General features: G+C 70.1%; 24 protein-coding genes. 15 read left to right on the top strand and 9 right to left on the bottom strand.

Annotated features, from left to right (window positions below):
* Positions 1 to 221: 221 nt before the first annotated feature.
* On the bottom strand, positions 222 to 542 hold the full coding sequence (locus VF106_RS28305) for a hypothetical protein (RefSeq protein WP_330842908.1): 321 nt from the start codon (positions 540 to 542) through the stop codon (positions 222 to 224).
* 75 nt (positions 543 to 617) lie between these two features.
* On the bottom strand, positions 618 to 1,481 hold the full coding sequence (locus VF106_RS28300) for a ParA family protein (RefSeq protein WP_330842907.1): 864 nt from the start codon (positions 1,479 to 1,481) through the stop codon (positions 618 to 620).
* 34 nt (positions 1,482 to 1,515) lie between these two features.
* On the opposite strand from VF106_RS28300, the gene VF106_RS28295 reads away from it, so the two are divergent.
* The 5 genes from VF106_RS28295 to VF106_RS28275 all read left to right on the top strand — a co-directional run bounded on the left by VF106_RS28295 (position 1,516) and on the right by VF106_RS28275 (position 4,695).
* On the top strand, positions 1,516 to 2,250 hold the full coding sequence (locus VF106_RS28295) for a methyltransferase domain-containing protein (protein WP_330842906.1): 735 nt from the start codon (positions 1,516 to 1,518) through the stop codon (positions 2,248 to 2,250).
* A 140-nt stretch (positions 2,251 to 2,390) separates the two neighbouring features.
* Complete coding sequence (locus tag VF106_RS28290) at positions 2,391 to 3,653, top strand: DNA polymerase IV (RefSeq protein WP_330842905.1); 1,263 nt, start codon at positions 2,391 to 2,393, stop codon at positions 3,651 to 3,653.
* 43 nt (positions 3,654 to 3,696) lie between these two features.
* Complete coding sequence (locus VF106_RS28285; protein WP_330842904.1) at positions 3,697 to 3,885, top strand: hypothetical protein; 189 nt, start codon at positions 3,697 to 3,699, stop codon at positions 3,883 to 3,885.
* 6 nt (positions 3,886 to 3,891) lie between these two features.
* On the top strand, positions 3,892 to 4,140 hold the full coding sequence (locus tag VF106_RS28280; protein WP_330842903.1) for a hypothetical protein: 249 nt from the start codon (positions 3,892 to 3,894) through the stop codon (positions 4,138 to 4,140).
* Positions 4,141 to 4,302: 162 nt separating this feature from the next.
* Positions 4,303 to 4,695 carry a hypothetical protein gene (locus VF106_RS28275; protein ID WP_330842902.1) on the top strand — a complete coding sequence of 131 codons (393 nt, stop codon included), beginning with the start codon at positions 4,303 to 4,305 and terminating at the stop codon, positions 4,693 to 4,695.
* Here VF106_RS28275 and VF106_RS28270 read toward each other — a convergent pair.
* Complete coding sequence (locus VF106_RS28270) at positions 4,688 to 5,437, bottom strand: SIR2 family NAD-dependent protein deacylase (protein ID WP_330842901.1); 750 nt, start codon at positions 5,435 to 5,437, stop codon at positions 4,688 to 4,690. The genes VF106_RS28275 and VF106_RS28270 overlap by 8 nt on opposite strands.
* 115 nt (positions 5,438 to 5,552) lie before the next feature.
* Positions 5,553 to 6,560: a PHP domain-containing protein gene (locus tag VF106_RS28265; RefSeq protein WP_330842900.1), complete on the bottom strand. Its 1,008-nt coding sequence runs from the start codon at positions 6,558 to 6,560 to the stop codon at positions 5,553 to 5,555.
* Positions 6,561 to 6,777: 217 nt separating this feature from the next.
* On the opposite strand from VF106_RS28265, the gene VF106_RS28260 reads away from it, so the two are divergent.
* Together VF106_RS28260 and VF106_RS28255 are read left to right on the top strand one after the other, a co-directional pair.
* Positions 6,778 to 7,179 carry an SCO2097 family morphological protein gene (locus tag VF106_RS28260; protein WP_330842899.1) on the top strand — a complete coding sequence of 134 codons (402 nt, stop codon included), beginning with the start codon at positions 6,778 to 6,780 and terminating at the stop codon, positions 7,177 to 7,179.
* Between the two features lie 139 nt (positions 7,180 to 7,318).
* Positions 7,319 to 8,881 (top strand): aldehyde dehydrogenase family protein, encoded by a 1,563-nt coding sequence (locus VF106_RS28255; RefSeq protein ID WP_330842898.1) that lies wholly within the window; start codon positions 7,319 to 7,321, stop codon positions 8,879 to 8,881.
* Here VF106_RS28255 and relB read toward each other — a convergent pair.
* On the bottom strand, positions 8,878 to 9,435 hold the full coding sequence (gene relB / locus VF106_RS28250; RefSeq protein WP_330842897.1) for a type II toxin-antitoxin system RelB family anti-toxin: 558 nt from the start codon (positions 9,433 to 9,435) through the stop codon (positions 8,878 to 8,880). The genes VF106_RS28255 and relB overlap by 4 nt on opposite strands.
* Before the next feature lie 39 nt (positions 9,436 to 9,474).
* On the opposite strand from relB, the gene VF106_RS28245 reads away from it, so the two are divergent.
* Complete coding sequence (locus tag VF106_RS28245; protein WP_330842896.1) at positions 9,475 to 10,035, top strand: GNAT family N-acetyltransferase; 561 nt, start codon at positions 9,475 to 9,477, stop codon at positions 10,033 to 10,035.
* 87 nt (positions 10,036 to 10,122) lie between these two features.
* On the opposite strand, the gene VF106_RS28240 is transcribed toward VF106_RS28245, so the two are convergent.
* The 3 genes from VF106_RS28240 to VF106_RS28230 form a co-directional block, all read right to left on the bottom strand.
* The gene (locus VF106_RS28240; RefSeq protein WP_330842895.1) at positions 10,123 to 12,495 is read right to left on the bottom strand and encodes a transglutaminase TgpA family protein; all 2,373 of its coding nucleotides are present in this window, start codon (positions 12,493 to 12,495) and stop codon (positions 10,123 to 10,125) included.
* Positions 12,496 to 12,694: 199 nt separating this feature from the next.
* Positions 12,695 to 13,957 (bottom strand): DUF58 domain-containing protein, encoded by a 1,263-nt coding sequence (locus tag VF106_RS28235; protein WP_330843041.1) that lies wholly within the window; start codon positions 13,955 to 13,957, stop codon positions 12,695 to 12,697.
* A 138-nt stretch (positions 13,958 to 14,095) separates the two neighbouring features.
* A complete protein-coding gene (locus VF106_RS28230) occupies positions 14,096 to 15,187 on the bottom strand; it encodes an AAA family ATPase (RefSeq protein ID WP_414639075.1) in 1,092 nt (363 codons plus the stop codon).
* 439 nt (positions 15,188 to 15,626) lie between these two features.
* Between VF106_RS28230 and mraZ the strand changes: the two genes are divergently transcribed.
* The 7 genes from mraZ to VF106_RS28195 all read left to right on the top strand — a co-directional run bounded on the left by mraZ (position 15,627) and on the right by VF106_RS28195 (position 22,436).
* Positions 15,627 to 16,058, top strand: coding sequence for a division/cell wall cluster transcriptional repressor MraZ (mraZ, locus tag VF106_RS28225; protein ID WP_184814412.1), 432 nt, complete (start codon positions 15,627 to 15,629; stop codon positions 16,056 to 16,058).
* A gap of 158 nt (positions 16,059 to 16,216) precedes the next feature.
* Positions 16,217 to 17,185 carry a 16S rRNA (cytosine(1402)-N(4))-methyltransferase RsmH gene (gene rsmH / locus VF106_RS28220; RefSeq protein WP_330842894.1) on the top strand — a complete coding sequence of 323 codons (969 nt, stop codon included), beginning with the start codon at positions 16,217 to 16,219 and terminating at the stop codon, positions 17,183 to 17,185.
* A gap of 88 nt (positions 17,186 to 17,273) precedes the next feature.
* Complete coding sequence (gene ftsL, locus VF106_RS28215; protein ID WP_330842893.1) at positions 17,274 to 17,789, top strand: cell division protein FtsL; 516 nt, start codon at positions 17,274 to 17,276, stop codon at positions 17,787 to 17,789.
* Positions 17,790 to 17,988: 199 nt separating this feature from the next.
* The gene (locus tag VF106_RS28210; RefSeq protein WP_414639083.1) at positions 17,989 to 19,950 is read left to right on the top strand and encodes a peptidoglycan D,D-transpeptidase FtsI family protein; all 1,962 of its coding nucleotides are present in this window, start codon (positions 17,989 to 17,991) and stop codon (positions 19,948 to 19,950) included.
* A gap of 10 nt (positions 19,951 to 19,960) precedes the next feature.
* Positions 19,961 to 20,848 (top strand): haloalkane dehalogenase, encoded by an 888-nt coding sequence (locus tag VF106_RS28205; RefSeq protein ID WP_330842891.1) that lies wholly within the window; start codon positions 19,961 to 19,963, stop codon positions 20,846 to 20,848.
* A gap of 114 nt (positions 20,849 to 20,962) precedes the next feature.
* Complete coding sequence (locus VF106_RS28200) at positions 20,963 to 21,784, top strand: helix-turn-helix domain-containing protein (RefSeq protein WP_330843039.1); 822 nt, start codon at positions 20,963 to 20,965, stop codon at positions 21,782 to 21,784.
* Positions 21,785 to 21,854: 70 nt separating this feature from the next.
* Entirely contained in the window at positions 21,855 to 22,436 is a 582-nt protein-coding gene (locus VF106_RS28195) for a dihydrofolate reductase family protein (protein WP_330842890.1), read from the top strand.
* A 127-nt stretch (positions 22,437 to 22,563) separates the two neighbouring features.
* Here VF106_RS28195 and glnA read toward each other — a convergent pair.
* The coding region (gene glnA / locus VF106_RS28190) for a type I glutamate--ammonia ligase (protein ID WP_330842889.1) at positions 22,564 to 23,611 on the bottom strand (1,048 nt) is incomplete at its 5' end.

Genomic DNA, 23,611 nt, shown 5'->3' with positions numbered 1-23,611 from the left:
GTGGTCCTAGCGGACAGCCACCTCACGAGTCCTATGTGAATACACCTTCGGACCACCTCCTTTCTCGTGTACATCCGACACTACGGGCGCTGGGCCAAGTCGGCAAAGTCATTTACGGCGCTTCACTCACGGCAGAAGCCGGGACCGACTCGTGATCCGAACGTGACTCACCCATTCGGGTGATGTACATTCCTTGGTCAACTATCCAGTGGCCGCTGGACCTACCCGAAGGACACCAACATGGGGTCCACCCTGCAAAGCGGACACGGCCGGCTGGCCGTTGGCGCCGTCGTGGGTGCGGTCGTCTGCACGTTGTTCGCCTTCGGCACGTTGGGTGATGACAGACCCGAGGGCGATCCCGGTGAGTTGGGCGCCCTGGAGCCGATCCCGCCCGTTTCGCAGCCCGCCCGGACCACCACCGCGAGACCCACGTCGTCGCAGCCGTCGTCGGTCAGCGAGACCACCAAGACGACGACTACGACGACAACCACGACTACAACGACCGCCACGACCGCGACGACGACAACCACCACGACGACCACGACACCGCGTCAGGCGACCACCACCCCGCCGACAACCACGACCACGTGTCGGTCGTTGATCTGTATCGAGTGATCTCAGCCGTCCTGGACTACCCGCTCGTCCTCGTCGACCTCTGTCTCGTCGGTTCGGATGACCGGGCGTGGCCGAGCTCGACCCGCCGTGCGCAGTACGCGCGCCAGCAGCAGGTTCAGCGCCAGTGCCACCTCTCTCGATCCCGGCGTGCCCCACGAGTGGATCGGCACGCACGCGCCCTGCGCCTGTTGCACGGCCAGCCGGTCCGGCAGCGCGACCGGCATGACCAGGCTGCCGAAGTGCTCACGTAGCTCGGCGATGCGGTACTGGTGCTCGTACGACTGCGGCCGCACGCGGTTCACCACCACACCGAGCGGCGACAGCTCCGGGTTGTGGTCCTCGGCCGCCTGCTCCACCGCCTCGAACGCACGCTGCGCGCCCGACACCGAGAACAGGGTCGGTTCGGTCACCAGCAGCGCGCCCTGCGCCGCTCTCAACGCCGACTTGGTCAGCCGACCGAGCGAAGGCGGGCAGTCGAGCAGCACCAGCTTGTAAGGCTGCTCGCCGTCCTCCGCCAGGTGTTTGACCTCGGTGAGCGCTCTGTTGAGCTTGTCCAGCCGCCGAGGATCGGGGTCCTGGTCGTTGAGCAGCTCGAGATCCTCGGACCCGACCAGCACGTCGACTTCCTCGCCCCAACCGCTGCGCGCGATCGCGTCCCGCAGCACCGAGGGCCGCGGCGTCTCCAGGACCTCCGCGAGCGTCGCCTTGGTGTCCTCGGGGTCGAGCGTGGCCGTCGCGTTGCACTGCGGATCGAGGTCCACCACCAGGGTGCGTGTACCTCGACGCTGCGCGGCCGAAGCAAGGCCGAGCACGATGGTCGTCTTACCGACACCACCTTTGAGGCTGAGCACCGCCACCGTTTGCACGCTATGCACCCTACGGGGCCTACGCTTCCGGTTCATGCGACCGGATGCAGTTCGCCTCGCGCTCGACGCGGAGCTGACCGCCGCACGCCTGCGCCGTGACGGCGAACCGCCGAGAGTGCTCGACGTCGGCGGGGGTAGTGGCGTGCTCGCGGTCCCTTTCGCAGCCGCCGGCTGCGTGGTGACCGTTGTCGACCCGAGCCCGAACGCGCTCGCCACACTGTCCCGCCGTGCCACCGATGCCGGGGTCAGCGACCGGATCACGGCCGTCCAGGCGGACAGCGACGCCCTCGGTCAGGTGATGCCGGCCGGTACGGCGGACCTGGTGCTCGCGCATGGCCTGCTCGAGGTGGTCGACGACCCGAAGAACGCGATCGCGGCGATGGCCGACACCACCGCACCGGGAGGGGCGGTGTCCGTGTTGGTCGCCAACCGGACCGCCGCGCTGCTGCATCGCGCGCTGGCCGGCCGGCTGGGTGAGGCGGCCCGGCTCGCGGAGGACCCGGCGGGCCGACTCCCGGACGAGACGCTGCTGCGCCGGTTCGACACCGAGGGCCTGCTGGCGCTGCTGACCGACGCCGGCCTGACGGTGGAGCTGGTACAGGGGCATGGCGTGTTGAGCGACCTGGTGCCCGGTTCAGTGCTGCAACAGGACCCCTCCGCACATGACGCGCTGGCCGCGCTGGAGGTGAAGTTGGCGCTGACCCCACCGCTGCGGGACATCGCGGCCCGACTGCACGCGATGGCACGGAAACCGGTCGTGGGTAGCTGACGAGGTGGTTCGCTGGTGTCATGCCTCCACGATGCGGGGAGGCGGTGGTGGTTGTCAGCAACGGACCCGAGCGAATGGGACTTTCGCTCGGAAAGGTCGGCGGTGCGACTTTGTCGGTGGCCTCTGCTTAGCTGCCTCCCATGGGTCGTAGCGGAGATCTGCCGCGCGGTTTGGTCGACCGCTACAAGGCGAAGGACGGCACGTGGCCGGATGACACCGGCTGTCCGGTCCTGCACGTGGACATGGACGCGTTCTACGCGTCCGTGGAGATCCGTGAGCGGCCGGAGCTGGCGGACAAGCCGGTCGTCGTGGGCGGCACCGGCGGCCGAGGGGTGGTCAGCTCCGCCAACTACCTGGCGCGGACCTTCGGGGTCCGGTCGGCCATGCCCACCGCACACGCCCGCCGACTGTGTCCGCACGCGGTGTTCCTGCCGCCGACGTTCTCGCTCTACACCGAGGCGTCCGCCGGTGTGATGTCGATCTTCCGGGAGATCACGCCGCTGGTGGAGCCGCTCAGCCTGGACGAGGCGTTCCTCGACGTGGCCGGTGCGCTGCGGCGGCTGCGGATGACGCCGGGTCAGATCGGCGAACAGGTCCGCGCACGGGTGGCGGACGAGTGGGGCATCACCTGTTCGGTCGGCGTCGGGTCGTCCAAGTTCGTTGCCAAGCTGGCGTCCGGCCTGGCGAAGCCGAACGGGATGCTGGTGGTGCCGAAGACGGACGTCCTCGAGTTCCTGCACCCGCTGCCGGTGTCCGCGCTGTGGGGCGTTGGCAAGAAGACGGCGGAGCGACTGTCGGCCATCGGGCTGAACCGGGTGGCGGACGTGGCCGCCATGCCGCTCGCCCGGCTCAGACGGGCCATTGGCGTGGCGGCCGCCGAGCACCTGCACTCGCTGTCCAACGGCCACGACAACCGCGCGGTGGAGCCGGAGTCGGTGGACAAGTCGGTCGGCGCCGAGGAGACGTTCGAGACCGACCGGACCGATCGCGACGGGCTCAAACAGGAGCTGTTACGCCTGTCCGAACGCACGGCGGCGACGTTGCGCCGCAGGGAACTGCGCGGCCGCACGGTGTCGATCAAGGTCCGCTTCGGTGACTTCACGACGATCACCCGCTCGCGGACGCTGCCGGTCGGCACGGACGTCACGCAGGAGATCTACCGGACCGCGTGCCGGTTGCTGGACGAGCAGACCCCGCCGGGCGCGATCCGGCTCATCGGCGTGCGCATGGAACAACTGGAGGAGGGCACCGGGGGACAGCAACTGCTACTGGACGCCCCGGAACGCGGCTGGCGTGACGCCGACCAGGCCGCGGACCAGGCCCGTGCGAAGTTCGGCGGCGCGGCCGTTCGCCCGGCCTCGTTGCTCGACAACAGATCCGACCCGACGAGCCCCCGGCGGTGAGTAACGTTCCTGGCGGGCAGGGCGCGAAGACTGGGGGCAAGCGATGGCGTGGCTGTTCGGGCGGAAAGGGCCGCACGGCGAGAAGCCTCGGAGCGGACCGACGACCGAGCAGCTGAACTCGGTCGTGCACACCGCCTTCGTTCGCGTGACGGCGGCGGCGGAGAGGTGCGCGGAGCCGGCGCGCGAGGATTTGCTCGCCGTACGGACGCGAGAGCTGGCGGGGGAACTGTGAGCGTCGATGACCGACCTGCGGGCCCTGCTCGACGGCATCTCGGTGAGCCCCAGGACCTCCCACATGGCCCAGCTCTACACCGAGGAAGTGTGGACCATCGCCCAGCCCTGGCTGATCCTCGACTTCCTCGCCGCGGATCGTGCCTCGGCGGCGATCGTGGCGATGTCCGAGCCGCGGCGGAGGATGTGGCGCCATGCCGAGGAGACGATCGCGGCGTTCGGAACGGCGACCCGGTGGTGGGGCGAGCGCGCTTGACCCAGCTCACCGACGAGATCGAAGCGTTCGTGGCCTCGCTCGTGACCGTGCCCATGCACGAGCGCAGGCCACGATGTGGCAGGCCACCGCGGCGGAGGTAATTCCGTTCGTGTCCGATGCGCTCGCCTCGTGGACGCCGAACGAGCCGTAGAATTCCTGGGCATGGTGCCCTTCGGGAACCTGTTGCTGTTCGTGGCCGCGGTGGTCGCGCCCACTCTGCTGTTCTGGCTCCTGTTGCGGACGCCGGGGACGGTCGACGCCGTCGGGGCCTACGTCCGCAGGAGGCGCCGTGGGCCGGAGCCGGCCACGCCGCCCATCGAGCAGCTCGCCGCCGACCTGCGGCGGGTCCACCGGACGCTTGCCGAGTTCCCGCCCGGCACCCCGGCGGTCCGGCGGGTGGCCACGCGGCAGGCCTACGACGCGTTGCTGGTGCAGGCGTGTACCGCCCTCGAGGTGCCGCACCGGCTCGACACGGTGGCCGAAGGGCTCGACCGGGAGGTCGAGCGCCTGCGGATCGAGGAGGCTCTGCGCGCCGCGGGTGTGCGGGTCAGCTGACCAGCGCCGGCAGCACCTCGCCGAGTGGGCCGCGCAGCACGATGGCCGCCAGGTCGTCGTACGGGGTCTCCGAGGCGTTGCAGATCACCACGGTCGCGCCGGCGCGGGCGGCGAGTCCGACCAGGCCGGCGGCCGGCTGCACCGACAGCGAGCTGCCGACGGCGAGCATCAGGTCGCACGACGTCACGGCATCCCTGGCCGCCATCAACACGTTCATGTCGAGTGCCTGGCCGAAGGAGATGGTGGCCGACTTGATCACGCCACCGCACACCAGGCACGGCGGGTCCACCTCACCCGCGGCCACCCGGTCGAGAGCCTCCAGCATCGGCCTGCGGTCACCGCACGACAGGCACTCCGTCTCGTGCATCGTGCCGTGCAGTTCCAGCACCGACACCGAGCCGGCCCGCTGGTGCAGCCCGTCGATGTTCTGCGTCACCAGCGCCACCAGTCGGCCGGCGCGTTCCAGCGACACCAGCGCCCGGTGCGCGTCGTTCGGTTCCGCCGACCAGGCGGGGTGCGCGAGCCGCGCCTGCCACGACCGGCGCCGCACCTCCGGGTCGTCGCGGTAGGCCTCGAAGCTCGACATCCGTTCCGCGCTCGGGTCGCGCGTCCACAGGCCGTTCGGGCCACGGAAGTCCGGGATCCCGGACTCGGTCGAGACTCCGGCGCCGGACAGGACCGCGACGCGCTTCGCCTCGGACACCACCGCGATGCCGTCCGCCAGCTCGTCCGGTTCTCTCATGAGCGGAGCCTGCGGAGCGAATCATCGATATCCAGGACGCCATCGAGCCCGCGGAGGGCGCCGGTGGAGCGGAGCCTGCGGAGCGTTCCGGTGCCACGGAGCGGGTGCGATGGCGTCATGAGCGTGTCCATGTGAGGAGATCGTCGGCCGTTCTCGTGTTCATTACCCGATCGAGTGGCACCCCACACTCCTCGGCGCGTTCACAGCCGTACGGCAGCCAGTCCAGCTGACCCGGCGCGTGGGCGTCGGTGTCGATCGAGAACACGCAGCCGATCTCCACCGCCATCCGCAGGAGCCGTCGCGGCGGGTCGAGTCGGTCCGGGCGGCAGTTGATCTCCACGGCCACCCCGTGGTCGCGGCACGCGGTGAACACCGCCTCCGGGTCGAACTCCGACTCAGGGCGGCCCCGGCCCCGCACCCTCCGGCCCGTGCAGTGACCCAGGATGTCCAGGTGCGGGTTGGCGATCGCCGCAAGCATGCGCTCGGTCATCTCCGCACCCGGCATCCGCAGCTTCGAATGCACGCTCCCTACCACCACGTCCAGCTCGGCCAGCAGCTCCGGCTCCTGGTCCAGCGAGCCGTCGAGCAGGATATCGACCTCGATGCCGGTCAGGAGCCGGAACGGCGCGAGCTCGCGGTTGAGCTCGGCGACCACCTCGAGCTGTCGGCGCAGCCGCTCGGCGGACAGCCCGTTCGCGACCGTGAGCCGGGGGGAGTGGTCGGTCAGGACCATCCAGTCGTGGCCGAGCAGGATCGCGGTCTCGGCCATCTCCCGGATCGGGCTGCCGCCGTCCGACCAGTCCGAGTGGGTGTGGCAGTCGCCCCGCAGTTCCGCCCGGATCGCCTCGCCGCCCGGGACGAGTGGCTCGAGCCCGCCGGCCAGCAGGCGCTGCAGATAGGCGGGCGACTCACCTCGGGCGGCCTCGGTGATCACCGCAGCGGTCGTCTTGCCGATGCTCGGCAGCGCCGTGAGGGTCCCGGCACGAACCCGGTTAGCCAGTTCGGCGGCGTCCAGACCGCCGATTACCCCCGCCGCGCGGCGAAAAGCCTGCACCTTGTGTGTGGGCTCGCCAACACGTTCAAGTAGGAACGCGATCTGGCGAAGCGCCGTCATGGGGTCCACTCAACCCACCTGACAAGGGGCGACGGGCTTCATGGCAAACTGACCGAAGGCCGGGTTTTGCTGACGCATACGACCATGATTCCGGATCGGGTAGTCGCGGAGCCTCGGGACTCGTATCCTTGAGGGTGACGCCTCCAGAGTGGGGCGCCCGCCGGGTCCGGCGGCCTTGACCCGTGATCGCCCGGCGCTCGCGACCGCTGTGCCGGAGGAGGAACTGATGCCACTCTCCGAGCACGAGCAGCGACTGCTCGACCAGATTGAGCGTGCGCTTTACGCCGAGGATCCGAAGTTCGCATCCAGTGTGCGGGGTGCACGACTGCGCCGCCCCTCACGGCGTCGACGCCTTCAGGGCATCGCGCTGTTCGTGCTGGGTGTCGCGCTTCTGGTCCTGGGAGTCATCCTGCCGCTGAAGCCTGGCGGTGTCCCCGTAGTCAGCTTGCTCGGCTTCCTGGTCATGTTCTTTGGTGCGCTGCTCACGCTCTCCGCCATGCGACGAGGCGGGGAGGGCGAGGAGGGCGCCGTGGAGACAGAAGGCGGAGGCCCGCCCAAAGCGCGCCGAAGCTCGTTCTCACAACGTATGGAGGACCGCTTCCGCAAGCGGTTCGAAGACGGACCATAGCGTCGTAGAACAGTCGGGCGTCCTCATGCTGGGGGGCGCCCGGCACTTTTGTGCGTGACGTCCGACGCAGAGTCGATGACTTCTCCGTACTGACGGGTAACTATCGCTGGAGCACCCGTCTCAGTGATGGAGGTTGGCCGTGGCTTTGCGCATCCCCGAGCACGCACAATGGGCGCGACTGGCGGAACGGGTCGCCGAGGTGGCGCCCCATGGCTTCGCCGGTGACCGTCTGCGGAACCTGTACGAGGGTCGGTGGCAGGACGGCGGCGAGCGGTCGCCCATGGTCTCGCCGGTCGACCAGTCCACGATCGGGCAGCTGTCCAAGATCGACGAGCCGACGGCGCTGAAGGCCGTCTCGGCCGCGCACCAGCAGCACCGTGAGTGGGCCGACGTGCCGCTCGCCGAACGCAAGGCCAGGGTCACCGCGGCCGTCGACGCGATGACCGAGGTCCGCGACGACCTGGCGTTGCTGCTCGCGTGGGAGATCGGCAAGCCGTGGAAGCTCGCCTGCGCGGACGTGGACCGCGCGCTGGACGGCGTCCGCTGGTACCTCGACAACATCGACGAGATGCTCGCGACCGACGCCCACGGCCGGCCGTTCGAGCGGACGCCGCTGCCCGGCCCGGTCAGCAACATCGCGAGCTGGAACTACCCGATGTCGGTGCTGGTGCACGCCGAGCTCGTACAGCTGCTCGCCGGCAACGCGGTGGTCGCCAAGACCCCGACCCAGGGCGGCGCGGTGTGCCTCACGGTCGCGCACGCGCTCATGAACGACGCCGGCCTGCCGGTGACGCTGCTGTCCGGGGACGGCTCGAAGCTGTCCGGCGCGCTGGTCAGGTCGATGGAGATCGGCGCGCTCGCGTTCGTCGGCGGCCGGGACAACGGCGGCAAGGTCGCCACACAGCTCGTGGACACCGGCAAGCGGCACATGCTGGAGCAGGAAGGCCTGAACTGCTGGGGCATCTGGGAGTTCTCCGACTGGGACACGCTCGCCGCGCACCTGAAGAAGGGCTTCGAGTACGCCAAGCAGCGGTGCACCGCCTACCCGCGGTTCGTGGTGCAGCGCAACCTCGTCGACTCGTTCCTCGCCACGTACCTGCCGGTCGTGCAGTCGATCAGGTTCGGCCACCCGCTCGCGGTCGACGAGTCGGGGGAGCCGCCCGTCCTGGACTTCGGGCCCATGATCTCCTCGGCCAAGGCGGGCGACCTGAGCCGTCGCGTGGACGAGGCGCTGCGCCACGGGGCCGTGCCGCTGTATCGGGGCAGCCTGGACCATGGCCGGTTCCTGCCAGGGCAGGACACGTCCGCGTACGTCGCGCCGACCACGCTGCTCGCCCCGCCCGGCGCGTCGCGGCTCATGCACGAGGAGCCGTTCGGGCCGGTCGACACGATCGTCGTGGTGGACACCAAGGCCGAGCTGCTCGCGCAGATGAACGCGTCCAACGGCGCGCTCGTGGCCAGCATCGCCTGTGACGACGAGGTGTTGGCGGGTGAGCTGGCAGAGCACGTGCAGGCGTTCAAGGTCGGCGTCAACAAGCCGCGCTCCCGTGGGGACCGGGAGGAGCCCTTCGGTGGCCGGGGTGGGTCGTGGAAGGGCGCGTTCGTCGGTGGCGTGCACCTGGTCCACGCGGTGACGCAGGGCCCGGCGGACGAGCTGCTGTACGGGAACTTCCCGGACTACAACCGCTACCCGGCCGTCTAGCGGCGGCCGAGCACCACCAGGTACCGGCACGGCGCGCCGGAGTCGTTGACGTACGCGCACGGCTGCGGCGTACCGAGTTGGAGGCAGTCGCCCGGTCCGAGTCGGTGCACAGTGTCGCCCTCGCGGAAGGTGAGCCGGCCGTCGAGTACCCAGATCTGGTGGTGCGCCAGCTCGTAGGACGCGGCGGGGGAGGCGACCTCGGCGCCGGCGGGCAGCTCGACCTCGACCAGTTCGAGTGGCCCGCCGGCGACCGGTGACACGGCGCGCCGGACGTAGCCGGTCTCCGGGTCGGTCCAGACGGGCTGGTCTTCTTTCCTGGCGAGCCTCTTCTGGTCCTGCTCGGCCCGCGCGACGAGCTCCGACAGCGTCATGCCCAGGGCGCCGGCCAGCCGGGCCAGCAGGGCGGCGGTCGGCTGTGTCTCGCCGCGCTCGATCTTGCTGATCATGGCGCGGGACACGCCGGAGCGGTCGGCGAGCGCGCCTCCGGAGAGGCCGCGGGCCTGGCGGGCGGCATGCAGTGTGGTGGCGATCGCCGTCGTGAGAGCGTCCGTCATGCTTCCACGATAGTGGATGGTGTGTTTACTATCTTCGACATGTTGGTTCGGGATGCTGCTGAGGCAGGGGACGCGGGGGCATGCGCGGCGATCTACGCGCCGTACGTGCTGGACACGACGATCACGTTCGAGCTGGAGCCGCCGACGGAGACCGAGATGGCCGCACGGATCGAGGCGTCACGGAAGACCCACGCGTGGCTGGTCGCCGAGATCGACGGCAGGGTGGTCGGCTACGCGTACGGGGGACCGTACAAGGCGCGCCCCGCCTACCGGTGGTCGTGCGAGGTGAGCGTGTACATCGAGCAGGGCAGGCGCCGCACGGGTGCGGGCCGCGCCCTGTACGAGGCGCTCTTCGCTCGCCTGTCCGACCGTGGCTACCGCACCGCCGTCGCGGGCATCACCCAGCCGAACGAGGCGAGCACGGCCCTCCACCACGTACTCGGCTTCGAACCGATCGGCACCTACCGCCACATCGGCTGGAAACACGACGCCTGGCACGACGTGGCCTGGTCCCAACGCCCACTGGCCCACCCGAACACCCCACCTAACCTCGCGTGTCCAACACCAGAGACCCGCGTGTCCAACAATCTGGACGCCTGAGTTCAACAAATCGGTGATGCGCGATTTGTTGAACTCAGCGGTCTCCAGTGTTGGACACGCGGGTCTGGGAGGTTGGACTCGCGCGGGTTAGGGGCGGCGGAGTACTGAGCGGGGGAGTAGGCGGGCTCGCCAGCCGAGGGGGGAGTTCTGGCGGAGGTCGTGGATCAGTTCGTCGAAGGCTGGGGCCAGGGTCGTGGTCGGTTGGTCCGCGCCGCCGTACCAGGAGCGTTCCACCTCGCTGACGACCGTGCGCAGGGCGCGTTTGCCGCCGTCATCGAGGGAGTGCTCGCGGGCCATCCGGCGGGCGGCCGCGCGGACCGTCTCCGTCGAGCCGACCTCGATGCCGCGGTCGCGGGACTCGGCCAGCAGCTCCGACCACGCCGACGTCGCCGCCGTCGGGCCGCCGCCGTGGATCTCGTGGCGGTGCGACAGCCGCCGGCGTTCCCGGATCAGGCCCGGAGCCCCGGCGGCCAGCAGCACGACCGCGAGCACCGCGAGCCACCACGACACCACGGCCGCGGCGAACACCAGCACAAGGCCCCAAGCACCCATCGCGAGCGGCAGCAGCATGCCCCGGCGGCGAGGCCGGTTGCCTGAGGTGGCACCGGCCACCGTCAACCCGACCGCGCTCGCCACCGCCAGGCCGATCAGGACCCACAGCCAGGGTGCCGGGCCGCTGCCGTCGGCGTTCCCGGGACCGGCCTGGTTGTCCGGGCCCCCGTCGCCGGCCGCGGTGGTGCTCGGGGCGGACGCCGTGGTCGGCGGCGCCGACGACTGCGTCGGTTCGGGGTCGTCCGACGGGCTGCTGATGGGGCCGGTGTCCGAAGCGTACGGCGGGTTCCACGTCGTGCCGTCGGACAGCGGCGTCGGGTCGAACGTGATCCAGCCGGACGACGGGAAGAACACCTCGACCCACGCGTGCGCGTTCTGGGTGGTGATGGTCCGGTAGTCGCCGCTCTGGTAGCCGGCCGTGTAGCCCATGGCGAGGCGCGAGGGAATGCCGGCCGCCCGCAGCAGGATGCCCATCGCCGACGCGTACTGCTCGCAGAACCCGGACTTGCTGTCGAACAGGAAGTCCTCGAGCCCGCTCTCGTCGCTGCCGACCGCGGTCTGGGTGTCGTACTTGAAGCCGTTCGTGGGGAGGAAGTAGTCCTTGATGGCCCGGACCTTTTCCAAGGTGGTGTTCTTGTCGCCGGTCAGGGTCTGCGCCAGCTTCGTGACGTCCTCGCTGATCCCCTCGGAGCCCGTGTAGATGTCCGGGATCTGAGCGGTCTGACCGAAGTTGCCGTCGGCCGACAACTCCTCGGTGGTCGGTGCGTTGAGGTCCGCGTTCACGGTGTACGTCGCCAGCTTGCGGGAGTCCTCGCCGTAGACCATGCCGCTGGTCACGTCGTAGCGCATGTCGTCCGGTAGCCCGCGCAGCTGGACCGGTACCCCGGGCAGCACCGCCCAGTGGTCCTCGAAGTTGATCGGCTCGATCGTGACCGCGGTGGTGTCACGGGACTGCGGTCCCTCGTAGCCGGGCGGGAACTTCAGCGGCTCGTCGACCGGGTCGCCGCTCGGCAGTTCGCGCTCGTTCTCGAGCTTCCAGCCACCGTTGGTGTCATAGACCGACAGGGTCATCGCACGTAGGTAGCGGGCGTCGTCGTCATCCATGTTGCGGACGCGGAACAGCTCCATGTTGACGTCCTGGTCGAGCATGCCGCGCAGCGACGTGAACGGGTTCAGCCCGAAGCCGCCCTGCCCGTTGCCGCCGCTGCCGCCAGGAAGCTGGCCGACCGTGCCGATCACGGTCACCGTCGCGCCCGCGAACAACGCGACCGCGACCGCCCCGGACACCAGGGCCGCGGGACCTCCGAGGCCACCGTTCGTGCCCTGGACCGTCGGGCGGTTGCGCCACATCTGGTGCCGGTGCGTCCCGTCCACCGCCAGCAGCGCCGCGAAGGACAGCGCCCCCAGCACGAACGCCCACCACGGCAGCATCTCGTCGGCCAGTGACGCCGGCACCGCGTACACGCACAGCAGCACCAAACCGCAGGCGGCTGGCGTGCCGGCGGACACCGCGAGCGTGTCGACGAGCACGGCGACCAACCCGATGGCGATCACCACGAGGCACAGCACGGCCTGCCCCGCCGGCACGGGAGGCACTCCGGTCCGCACGACCTCGATGGAGTTCTCGAGTACCCCGCCGAGCTCGGCCAGCGCGGCTGGCCCCGGGAGCAGGCCGAGGATCCCGTTGTCGGTGAACAGCGAGACCAGCAGGCACAGGAGAGCGAACAGCTGCGCGAGCCCGACCAGGAACACCGGTGTGCGAATGGCGCGCAACCCGAGCCCGGTCGCGGTGACCACGGTGACGGCCACGCCCGCGTAACCCCACCAGCGCAGCCCATCGATGACACCCGACAGCGCGAGGGACGCGCAGAGCGTGGTGATGGCCGCCACCACCGGGGTGACTGTCATGGACCACTGGGCGGAGGTGAGCTCGCCGGACGGTGGTGGCGGGACGGGCGGGCCACCAGCGGGACCGCGGCCGCCTCTCCCGCCGCCGGGGACTCCCGACGGCGGGCGGGTTGGGGTTGCTGTCGTCACTGTCTCGCCAATCGGGTCGTCGCCACAGCGTCGCGTTCCTGGGTGCGGGTCGTCGTCATGTCCGCTCCGGTCAGCTCGGGATCACCGCGTCCGCGCGGGAGCCGTGCGTGCGGCACAGGGTGGCCCACGTCGCCGTCATGGGGATGTTCGGCCGGGCCACCGTCACGCCCCATCCCGCGCCACGCAGCAGCGCGGTCGCGCCGTCCAGGTCGGTGGCCTGGCTGGTCTCGCCGGCAGCGGCCCACGCCGCCGTGTCCAGCAGCACCGCCAGGTTGCGGGTGCTGCGTGAGCGTTGGCTGATCAGCTGCGACAGGGCCTCGGGGGTCGTGGCGCCCAGGATCGCGATCAGTTCCTGTCCGCCGGCTGGGTCGCGGGGGTTGTCCATCGTCCCCGACGGGGTGGCCTGCAGTGCGGCCAGCGCGTCGAGCACCGCGTTGTCGTTGTGTGTGCCGTCGCCGGAGTCACGGACGATCATGCCGCCGGACTCGGTGATGAGCCGGATCCGCTGGCCGTAGCGGTGCAGGTGCAGGCACACGCTCGCGGCGAACGACACGGCCCATTCCAGGCTGGAGTTCGCGCCGGTCCCTCGGTGTGCGGAGGCACGGTGATCGAGCAATACGGTCGTACCGCCACGCCACGGCCGCTCCTCGACCCGCACCATCATCTCGTCGCGCTTGGCCGTGGACCGCCAGTGCACTTTCCGCAGGTCGTCGCCCTGACGGTACGGCCGGACGATCGCGTCGTCCTCGCCCTGACCCGCGTTCAGGCGCACCGAGCCGTCGTCGCCCGAGCCGAGACCCGAACCGCCCGGCACGCCGACCAGCTTCACCACACGTGGCACCACGATCAGCCGGGACGTGTGCGCCAGCTCGCGTTCGAACTCCGCCAGCCCGAACGGGTCGGTGATCGTCGCCTTCAGTGGGCCCAGCTGCTGGACGCCGCGCAGCATCGGCTGCACGTGGTAGCGCAGCCGGGTGCCGGTGTGCCGGGGCAGGTGCTCGATGACGAACCGCGGCTTGCCGCCCAGCGAGTACGGCACCCCGTCGGACACCAGCAGCCCGCCCGTCGGCAGGCGACCGGTCGACGTGATGTGCAACGTCACCTCGGCCCGCCCCCCGACCGGGGTACGAATCGGGAGGATCTGGCGCTGTGCGTGCAGGCCGACTCGCGCCACGGCGGTCAGCAGGCACACCATGATCGGCAGGGCCACCACGAACACGGACACGCGCAGCAGGTCGCGTTCGTTCAACACGATCGAGCACAGCGCCGCCGCGAGCCCGGCCGCGAGCAGGCATCGTCCCCGCGTGGTCAGGCCCGACAGCGCACCCTTCAGTGGCCGTGCCACAGCGCCTCCTCACCCGCTCCGTGGCACCGGAACGCTCCGCAGGCTCCGCTCCTCCGGCACCCTCCGCGGGTGCGGTGGCGCCGTGAGTCTTGATGGTTCGCTGCGCAAGCTCCGCTCACAGGAGTCCTACCTGGTCCCGCGTGTTGCCTGCGGCACCGGCACCCGCTGTACCAGCGCGCGGATCAGGTCGGCCGGCACACGGCGGCTCGCCTGGGCCTCCGGGGTGAGCACGAGCCGGTGGGCGAGCACCGGCACGGCGACGGCGTGCACGTCGTCGGGGACGACGAAGTCACGGCCGGACAGGGCGGCCTGGGCACGCGCGGCGCGCACCAGGTGCAGTGTGGACCGTGGTGAGGCGCCGATCCGGATCTCCGGCAGCCGCCGCGTCGCGGAGACCATCTCGACGGCGTAGCGGCGGATGTCGGGGGAGAGCTTGACCGCGCGCACGGTCTCGACCAGGTGCTTAACCTGCTCGGCGTGCGACACGGGCTGCAGGTCGGCGAGGGGGTTGTGGCCGGCGTGCTCGTCGACCATCGCCAGCTCGGCGGCCGGGTCCGGATACCCGATCGACACGCGGGCCGTGAACCGGTCGCGTTGCGCCTCCGGCAGCGCGTAGGTGCCTTCCATCTCGATCGGGTTCTGGGTCGCGATGACCATGAACGGCGACTCGAGCTGGTAGGTGTTGCCGTCGACCGTGACCTGCTCCTCCTCCATGCACTCGAGCAGCGCCGACTGCGTCTTGGGGGAGGCGCGGTTGATCTCGTCGCCGACCACGATGTTCGCGAAGACCGGGCCGGGCCGGAACTCGAACTCGTTGGTCTGCCGGTTGAAGATCGACACGCCGGTCACGTCGGATGGCAGCAGGTCCGGGGTGAACTGGATGCGGCTGACGGTGCAGTCGATGGAGCGGGCGAGCGCCTTGGCCAGAGACGTCTTGCCGACGCCTGGCACGTCCTCGACCAGGAGGTGACCCTCGGCGAGCAGTGTGACGAGCGCGATGCGCACGACCTCCGGCTTGCCGACCAGCACCCGCTCCACGTTCGCGGCGATCCGCTGCGCGGCGGCGCCCAGCTCGTCGAGCGCGGAAACCGGCCGGTAGTGGTTGTTGTTCTGTGTGTGCTCGACCGTCGGGTGGGTCGCACCGACCTGGTAGGGGTCGCCGCCGTTCACCGGGTAAGGGTTGCCGGACAGCGCCGATGGCGGGGTACTCGACGTCACGCGACCTCCTGTGAACTTCGTTCGGCGCAAGCCTGCTACGAAGTGTGTCAAACCTGTGAGAAGTACCCCACCCCTCAGGATACGGGGAGTGCGGTGGGCTGTCCTTCTATCTTCTACGCCTCGTGGGGCCGGGGTGTTCCGGATTCCCCACATCGCCCCACGGCGAACCTCCTGGCGCATTCATAGACGTATGTTCTGCCGGTTCGGTTGCCCCTGAGGGCAGCCAACGGTGTCCGCGAAGGCACCCGGTCGGGGGAGTCCCTCCACCGCCCCCCACCTTCACCCCCATGCGTTTACCAGGGCAAATGACGGTCGACACGCCGGCGAACCCGGTCATTCGCCGTTGACTGTGGTGAAAAGTGGGGTACGGTGGCCGCAAGTGGGGCGGAAGGGGGCTCCATGGCTGGTCCGCCTGGACCGGTGGGGAGGTGCGGACCCTGTGTTCCTCGGTACGCACACCCCGAAGCTGGACGACAAGGGGCGGCTCACGCTGCCTGCCAAGTTCCGGGACGCGCTCGCGGGTGGGCTGATGGTCACCAAGGGACAGGACCACTGTCTTTATGTCTTCCCGCGTGCCGAGTTCGAGGAGATGGCACGCAAGGTGGCCGCGGCGCCCCTGACGAACGAGGCGGTGCGCGCCTACCAGCGGTACCTGTTCGCCGGCACGGACGAGCAGCGACCCGACGGGCAGGGGCGGATCGCGATCGCACCGGAGCTTCGGCGCTACGCCGGGCTGACCAAGGAGTGCGTGGTCATCGGTGCGATCACCCGGCTGGAGATCTGGGACGCGCAAGCGTGGCAGACCTACCTGGACGAACACGAGGACGACTACTCCCAGGCTCGGGAGGAGGTCCTGCCCGGCGTGTTCTGACGTGCGTTTCCGGGCAACCGACGCGGGTGTCGTGAGGCCTCCGTTCCGCTCGCTTTCGACCCTGGCACACCTTCCCCGGCGCCAGGTGCGACGAGCGGGCGGGGACCTGGCGGCATCCGCGTAGACATCTATGAGGCGGGAGAGGGGGTGTCTTCGGCATGTCCGAAAACGGAACGGCGCATGTGCCCGTGCTGCTGGACCGCGTGCTCGCGCTGTTCGCGCCGGCACTCGACACCCCGGACGCCATCCTCGTCGACGCCACCCTCGGCCTTGGTGGCCACGCGGACGCGTTGCTCGCCGCCCACCCCGCGCTGACACTTGTCGGGCTCGACCGGGACCCGGAGGCACTCGACCGGTCGGGCACGCGCCTCGCACGCCACGGCGACCGGGTCCACCTCGTGCACGCCGTCTACGACGAGCTGCCGGACGTGCTGACCCGGCTCGGCATCGCGGCCCGGGGCTCGCTCGCTGGCGTGCTGATGGACCTCGGCGTTTCGTCGATGCAGCTCGACGTGGCCGCGCGTGGGTTCGCCTACGCCCATGACGCGCCGCTGGACATGCGGATGGACCAGACCGCGTCGCTGACCGCGGCCGAGGTGCTGAACACCTACCCGCCGGGCGAGCTGGTGCGGATCCTGCGGGAGTACGGCGAGGAGCGGTTCGCGAAGCGGATCGTCGACCGGGTGGTGCGCGAGCGTGCCCGCGCGCCGTTCACGAACAGCGGCCGCCTGGTCGAGCTGCTGTACGAGGCGGTGCCGGCGGCGTCGCGACGCACCGGCGGACACCCCGCCAAGCGGACCTTCCAGGCGTTGCGCATCGAGGTCAACGGGGAGCTGGACGCGTTGCGTGCCGCGCTCCCGGCGGCGCTGGACGCGTTGCGTGTCGGCGGCCGGATCGTCGTCGAGTCCTACCAGTCGCTGGAGGACCGGCTGGTCAAGCAGTCGCTCGCGGCGCTGGCCAAGTCACGCACCCCGCCCGGGGTGCCGGTGGAGCTGCCGGGCCATGGACCACAGCTGAAGCTGCTGACCAGAGGCGCTGAGCAGGCGGACGAGCAGGAGACCGAACACAACCCGCGGGCGGCCTCGGTGCGGTTGCGTGCGGCCGAGCGGATTCTGGAGGCAGCATGACTATCCAGACCGAGTCGACGCGGGCCCGGCGACGCGTGGCCGAGTCATCTGTGAGACGGCGCCCAGGCCCGTCGAGAAGCGGCCGGTCGTGCCGAGCCGGTCCCGCACGGCGGCGGCCCAACGCGCGTATGCCCGACGGGCCGAGCGTGAGGGACGACGCATCGAGCGCCCGATCGAGGACGACCTCGACACCGGCGCCGGTCGTGCGTCGTTCGTGGTGTCGATCATCGTCGTGCTCACGGTCGGGGTCGCGGCGACGCTGTGGCTGTCGACGCAGGCGATCGCCGACTCCTACCGCCTCGAGCAGACGAAGGACGAGGCCGACCGCCTTGCCGAGCGTGCCGCCGACCTGCAACGCGAGGTGACGGAGAAGGAGTCGGCTGCCTGGCTGGCCGAACGCGCGCAGGCGATGGGCATGGTCCCGTCCGGCGACCCGGCCCGGCTGGTCGTGCACCCGGACGGCACGGTCACCCTCGTCGGTGAGCCCGTCCCGGCGCAGGCGCCGCCGCCCGCCCAGCCGCCGGCGGACCCGGCGGCCGGTGCTGCGCAACCCGAGGGCACCGAGCAGCAGGGTGAGCAACCCGCCGGGCAGGGAGCCGGCTGATGCACGCGACCGCGCGGATTCGCCGGTGGCCATGTGTTGAAGGACGCCTTCGTGACGCCCAGCGTGAGGAAGGCGTCCTTCAGCGCACTGGGCGGCCGGCGGTGGGGGACCGCTGATGCCCGGACAGCCCCGGAGAGCGGGGCAGCAGAGTGGGCGCCGGCCTGGCGCGCCTGTCCGACGGCCCGTGCCACGGGTCGCCGTGTCCGGCAAGCCCTCGCGCGGTGGGGCGCCGCCGCGTGGGGCGGTTCACGGGTCCGGGCGGCCGTACCCGCCGCCCCGCCGGAATCCGGTCGGGCCGCGGCGGCTCGCGCGCAGGCGGCGGCCCGCAAACCACCACATCCGGGTGGTGGTCGTCCGGTTTCTGCTGATCGCGGCGCTCGTCGCGGCCGGGGTGCGGCTCATCCAGGTCCAGGGGTTCGAGGCGGAGGCGCTCGCCGCCAAGGCGGAGCAGCAGCGGACCACCGAGATCGACCTTCCGGCCAAGCGCGGCTCCATCATCGACCGCAACGGGGCGCAGCTGGCGTTCAGCGTCGAGTCGCGGACACTCGCGTTCCAGCCACGGGCGATGCGAGCGCAGATCGAGAGCGCCAACGCGAAGCTCGAGGACGGTGATCGCAAGCGGCTGGACTTCGACGCCGAGACCGCGAAGATCGCCAAGGGAATCGCGGGCAAACTCGGCATCGACGAGCAGAAGCTGCTCGGCAAGCTCCGTGCGAACAAGTCGTTCGTGTACCTGGTGGACGGCGTCGAACCGGCGGTGGCGCGGGCGATCCAGGACGAGTTCCCGTCGATCATCGCCGAGTACCGCGCCGAGCGGGAGTATCCCGGCAAGTCGACGGCCGCGAACATCATCGGCATCGCCAACTGGCGGATGGACAACAAGGACGTCGAGAAGCACGACCTGCATGGTCTCGCGGGGCTGGAGTCGTTGCGGGACAACCAGCTCGCCGGCACACCCGGTCGGCAGACCGTGGCCACCGAGGGCGGCAACGACGGGGTCGTCATCCCCGGCACGGAGCGTGACGTGCGGCCGGCGAAGGACGGTTCGGACATCGAACTGACCATCGACGCGGACCTGCAGTACTTCCTGCAGCAGGCGCTCTCCGCCTACGTCGCGAAGGCGGAGGCCCGCAGCGGCAGCGCGGTGATCATGGACGCCAAGACCGGGGAGGTCTACGCGCTCGCGAACGACAAGACGTTCGACCCGAGCCAGCCGAACTGGAACGAGAACCAGGACCTGCTCGGCAACCCGGCGGTCACCAACGCGTACGAGCCCGGCTCGGTGAACAAGATCATCACCGCCCTGTGCGTGATCGACTACAACCTCACCTCGCCGCTGGACACGCACACGGTGCGGGACTCGATCAAGGTGTCGGACCGCACCATCGAGGACGCGTGGGGCCATCCCCCGCAGCAGTTCACCACCACCGGCATCTTCGCGAAGTCGTCGAACGTCGGCACGCTGATGCTCGCCCAGGAGTGCGGGCAGGACCGCTTCTCCGACCTGATGACGAAGCTCGGTCTCGGCAAGAGGACCGGCGTCGGCCTGGCCGGCGAGAGCGCAGGCCATGTGCTGCCCCGCGGCCAGTGGTCGGGGTCGACGTTCGGCAACCTGCCGATCGGCCAGGGTGTGTCGATGACCATCCTGCAGATGGCCGGCATGTACCAGACGGTCGCCAATGACGGTGTGCGCGTGCCACCGCGGATCGTGGCCGCGCGGATCACCCCGGAGGGCGAGCGGATCGCCGAGCCAGCGCCGAAGCCGGTGCGCGTGGTCGACGCGAAGACCGCCAAGACCGTGCGGGACATGTTCCGCGCCGTGATGCAGGAGGCACCGGTCCCCAACAACGGCACCGGTGTGAAAGCGGCACTGACGGGCTACCAGATCGCCGGCAAGACCGGCACCGCTCAGCAGGTCAAGGACGGCGGGGGCGGCTACAGTCGCGAGAACCACTGGATCACGTTCGCGGGCATCCTGCCGGCGGACTCGCCCCGGTTCGTGGTCGGCATCATGATCGACCGGCCCCACTACGTCGGCGGCCCGCCGGAGGGCAAGACCGCGGCGCCGCTGTTCCACGACATCGCCTCGCACCTCGCGCAGACCTACAACATCCCGCTGTCGAAGGAACAGAGCCCGTACGTGCCGCTGATAGAGCCGTAACCTGAAGGCCATGCTGCGTACTGACGAGTCGCGGTTCGCGTCCCTGCCGGACTTCCCCTACGAGCCGACGTACGCACAGGTCGGTTCGGTGCGCATGGCGTACGTCTCGACGGGCCCGGCGGACGGGCCGGTCGCGTTGCTGCTGCACGGGGAACCGACCTGGTCGTTCCTGTACCGCAAGGTGTTGCCCGTGCTCGCCGCGGCCGGGATCCGCGCCGTGGCCCCGGATCTGGTCGGGTTCGGCCGGTCGGACAAACCACCCGCGGCCGCGCATTCCTATGCCGCGCACGTGGAGTGGGTGCGCGCGCTGGCCTTCGACGTGCTGGACCTGCGCGACGTGACGGTCGTCGGGCACGACTGGGGCGGGCTGATCGGTTTGCGCCTGGCGGCGGAGCACTCCGCCCGGGTGGCCCGGATCGTGGCCGCGAACACCGGCCTGCCGACCGGGGAGGAAACGATGCCCGCCGAGTGGTGGAGTTTCCGCCGGGCCGTGGAGAAGGCGTCGGCGCTGGACATCGGCCGGTTCGTGCAGGCGGGATGCCGGACACCGCTGTCGGACGAGGTCCGTGCCGCCTACGACGCGCCCTTCCCGGCCGAGGAGTACAAGGTCGCCGCGAAGGTGATGCCCGGGCTGGTGCCGGTGTCGCTCGAGGATCCGGCGGCGCCGGCGAACCTGGCGGCGTGGCGGGTCCTGCGGCAGTGGGACAAGCCTTTCCTGTGCGCGTTCAGCGACGGCGACCCCATCACCGGTCCGATGGCGCCGGTGCTGCGGGCGCGGGTCCCGGGCGCGGCCGGCGTCGACCACCCGACGATCACCGGTGCCGGTCACTTTCTGCAGGAAGACGCGGGTGAACGCCTCGGCGAGGAGATCGCGGACTTCATGACGCGAGTTCACTGACCGTTCGGCGGGGTTTGGTGCCTTCGAAGCTGTTCACGCGGTGTCGGCGCCGCATCCCCGCGCGCGATACCGGCGGGCGTCGGCGATGCTGTGCGCGTGGAGTACGTGTCCAAAGTGCCGCGACCGCCGCTGGACGGGCTGATCGACGACCTCTACTACCTGGAGGGTGCGTCGCCGTACGCCCGGCTGATGCTGCCGCCGAGCCCGTCGGCGTTGCTCATCGTCAACCTCGGGGCGCCGTTCCGCATCCGCGCCGGCACCGACATCGAGACGGCCGAGTACGCCGACGGCTGCGTGGTCACCGTGCCCACCCGCGCGTGGGAGTTCGAATACCCACTCCGAACCCGGTCCGTCGGCGTGCACTTCAAGCCGTGGGGGCCGGCGCCGTTCCTGCCGATGCCCTCGGCCGAGCTGTGTGACCGGCCGGTGACGGTAGAGCAGGTTTGGGGCCGGCCCGCCATCGCTGAGCTGCGGGACCGGCTGGCCACGGCGGACGGACCGCACGAGATGCTGACGCTGCTCGAGGAGGAGCTGATGCGACGGCTGTGCGAGACCGCCGGCCTGGGGCTGGTCCGCCACACGAGCAGCGTCATCGCGGCGACCAGCGGGGCGGTGGCGATCGGCGACCTGAGCGTGGCAGCCGGTGTCAGCAGCACACATCTGGCACGGCGGTTCAAGGAGCTCATCGGCGTCACGCCGAAGCGGCTGGCCCGCGCCTACCGCTTCACCGCCACCGTGTTCGCGATCAACCCCGCCGGACCGATCGACTGGGGCGACCTCGCGTGTGGCGCAGGCTACTTCGACCAGGCCCACTTCGGCCACGAGTTCCGGGCGTTCACCGGGCTCACGCCGACCCGGTACGTCGAAGTCCGGCGGCGGTTCCTGCGCGAACATCCCGGCCACGCGCTGGACGGCTGGCCGCTGCCGGCCGATTGATTTCTTACAAGAGCGACAGCTCACGACACGCTAATTTTTGGGGGCACACCAAAAATCAGAGGAGAGCCCCGTGGGCAAGGTGGTCATGTACAGCTCGGTGTCGGTGGACGGCTTCATCGCGGACGAGAATGACCAGCCCGGACCGCTGTTCGACTGGTTGTCCAGCGGTGACGTCCCGTTGGACGAGAGCGGCGCGCTCAAGGTGTCGCAGGTGTCCTACGACTACATCCGGGCGTACTGGGACCAGATCGGGGTGACAATCGCCGGCCGCCACGTCTTCGACATGACGGACGGCTGGGACGGGAAGCCTCCGAGCGGGATCGACCACGTGGTCGTCGTGACACACCGGCCGGAGCCCGAGGGCTGGGACCCCGAGGCGCCGTTTCACTTCGTCGACGGCGTCGAGGCAGCCGTGGCCAAGGCGCAGGAGCTTGCGGGTGACCGCTTGGTCGAGGTCGCCGCTGGCGACGTCGGTGGCCAGGCGCTTGCCGCGGGTCTGGTCGACGAGGTGCGCATGGACGTCGTACCCGTGGTGTTCGGGTCCGGCAAGCGCTACTTCGGGTCGGTCGACGCGCAGCACCTGTTGGAGGATCCTGACGTGGTGATTCAGGGCAACCGGGTGCTTCACCTGCGCTATCGGGTGCGCCGTTGACCGATCTGCCAGACAGCGACGAGTCCGCACGGGCCGCCGTCGGTGCTGTGCTGGCAGCTCGTGGGGACTCGTCGGGGACTGAGTGGGCTGACCTGCGGTAAAACCGCAGGTCAGCCCGATACTGAACTCAGATGTCGTAGTACATCGCGAACTCGTGCGGGTGCGGGCGCAGGCGGATCGGGTCGATCTCGAACTCCCGCTTGTACTCGATCCACGTCTCGATCAGGTCGGGGGTGAAGACGCCACCCTCGACCAGGTAGTCGTGGTCGACCTCGAGCCGGTCGAGGACGGCGTCCAGCGACGCCGGCACCTTCTCGATGCCCAGGGCCTCCTCGGGCGGCAGCTCGTAGAGGTCCTTGTCCACCGGGGCCGGCGGCTCGATCTTGTTCTTTACGCCGTCGAGGCCGGCCATGAGCATCGCCGAGAAGGCGAGGTAGGGGTTGGCCGACGGGTCCGGCACGCGGAACTCGATGCGCTTGGCCTTGGGGTTGTCGCCCGAGATCGGGATGCGGGTGCAGGCCGAGCGGTTGCGGGCGGAGTAGACCAGGTTGATCGGCGCCTCGTAGCCGGGCACCAGGCGGTGGTAGCTGTTGACCGTCGGGTTGGTGAACGCCAGCAGCGACGGGGCGTGCTTGAGCAGCCCACCGATGTAGTGCCGCGCCATGTCGGACAGGCCCGCGTAGCCGGTCTCGGCGTGGAAGAGCGGCTCGCCGTCCATCCAGAGGCTCTGGTGGCAGTGCATGCCGGAGCCGTTGTCGCCGAACAGCGGCTTGGGCATGAAGGTGACGCTCTTGCCCTCGGCCCAGGCGGTGTTCTTGATGATGTACTTGAACAGCATCAGGCTGTCGGCCGACCGCAGCAGCGTGTCGAACTTGTAGTTGATCTCCGCCTGGCCGCCGGTGCCCACCTCGTGGTGACCGCGCTCGAGCTCGAGGCCCGCCTTGGTGAGGTTGCTCATCATGGTCGAGCGCAGGTCGCTCTGGTGGTCGTAGGGCTCCACCGGGAAGTAGCCGCCCTTGCCCCGGGTCTTGTAGCCCAGGTTGGGGCCGCCGTTCTCGCCGGTCAGCGCGCCGGAGTTCCAGGAACCCTCGACCGAGTCGATGTGGTAGTACCCCTCGTTGATGCCGGTCGAGTGCCGGATCGAGTCGAAGATGTAGAACTCCGCCTCGGGGCCG

This window comes from Actinophytocola sp. (assembly GCF_036378875.1).
GTDB lineage: Bacteria > Actinomycetota > Actinomycetes > Mycobacteriales > Pseudonocardiaceae > Actinophytocola.
Note: the sequence above shows the minus strand (reverse complement) of the source record. Positions and strands in the feature narration are given on the sequence as shown.

What these genes read in the sequence shown, in the direction of transcription:
- VF106_RS28270 (WP_330842901.1), bottom strand. Translation starts at nt 5,437, where the DNA reads ATGAGAGAACCGGACGAGCTGGCGGACGGCATCGCGGTGGTGTCCGAG.
- VF106_RS28290 (WP_330842905.1), top strand. Translation starts at nt 2,391, where the DNA reads ATGGGTCGTAGCGGAGATCTGCCGCGCGGTTTGGTCGACCGCTACAAG.
- VF106_RS28285 (WP_330842904.1), top strand. Translation starts at nt 3,697, where the DNA reads ATGGCGTGGCTGTTCGGGCGGAAAGGGCCGCACGGCGAGAAGCCTCGG.
- rsmH (WP_330842894.1), top strand. Translation starts at nt 16,217, where the DNA reads ATGTCCGAAAACGGAACGGCGCATGTGCCCGTGCTGCTGGACCGCGTG.
- VF106_RS28240 (WP_330842895.1), bottom strand. Translation starts at nt 12,495, where the DNA reads ATGACAGTCACCCCGGTGGTGGCGGCCATCACCACGCTCTGCGCGTCC.
- VF106_RS28295 (WP_330842906.1), top strand. Translation starts at nt 1,516, where the DNA reads ATGCGACCGGATGCAGTTCGCCTCGCGCTCGACGCGGAGCTGACCGCC.
- VF106_RS28280 (WP_330842903.1), top strand. Translation starts at nt 3,892, where the DNA reads ATGACCGACCTGCGGGCCCTGCTCGACGGCATCTCGGTGAGCCCCAGG.
- VF106_RS28275 (WP_330842902.1), top strand. Translation starts at nt 4,303, where the DNA reads ATGGTGCCCTTCGGGAACCTGTTGCTGTTCGTGGCCGCGGTGGTCGCG.
- VF106_RS28260 (WP_330842899.1), top strand. Translation starts at nt 6,778, where the DNA reads ATGCCACTCTCCGAGCACGAGCAGCGACTGCTCGACCAGATTGAGCGT.
- VF106_RS28245 (WP_330842896.1), top strand. Translation starts at nt 9,475, where the DNA reads ATGTTGGTTCGGGATGCTGCTGAGGCAGGGGACGCGGGGGCATGCGCG.
- VF106_RS28205 (WP_330842891.1), top strand. Translation starts at nt 19,961, where the DNA reads ATGCTGCGTACTGACGAGTCGCGGTTCGCGTCCCTGCCGGACTTCCCC.
- relB (WP_330842897.1), bottom strand. Translation starts at nt 9,435, where the DNA reads ATGACGGACGCTCTCACGACGGCGATCGCCACCACACTGCATGCCGCC.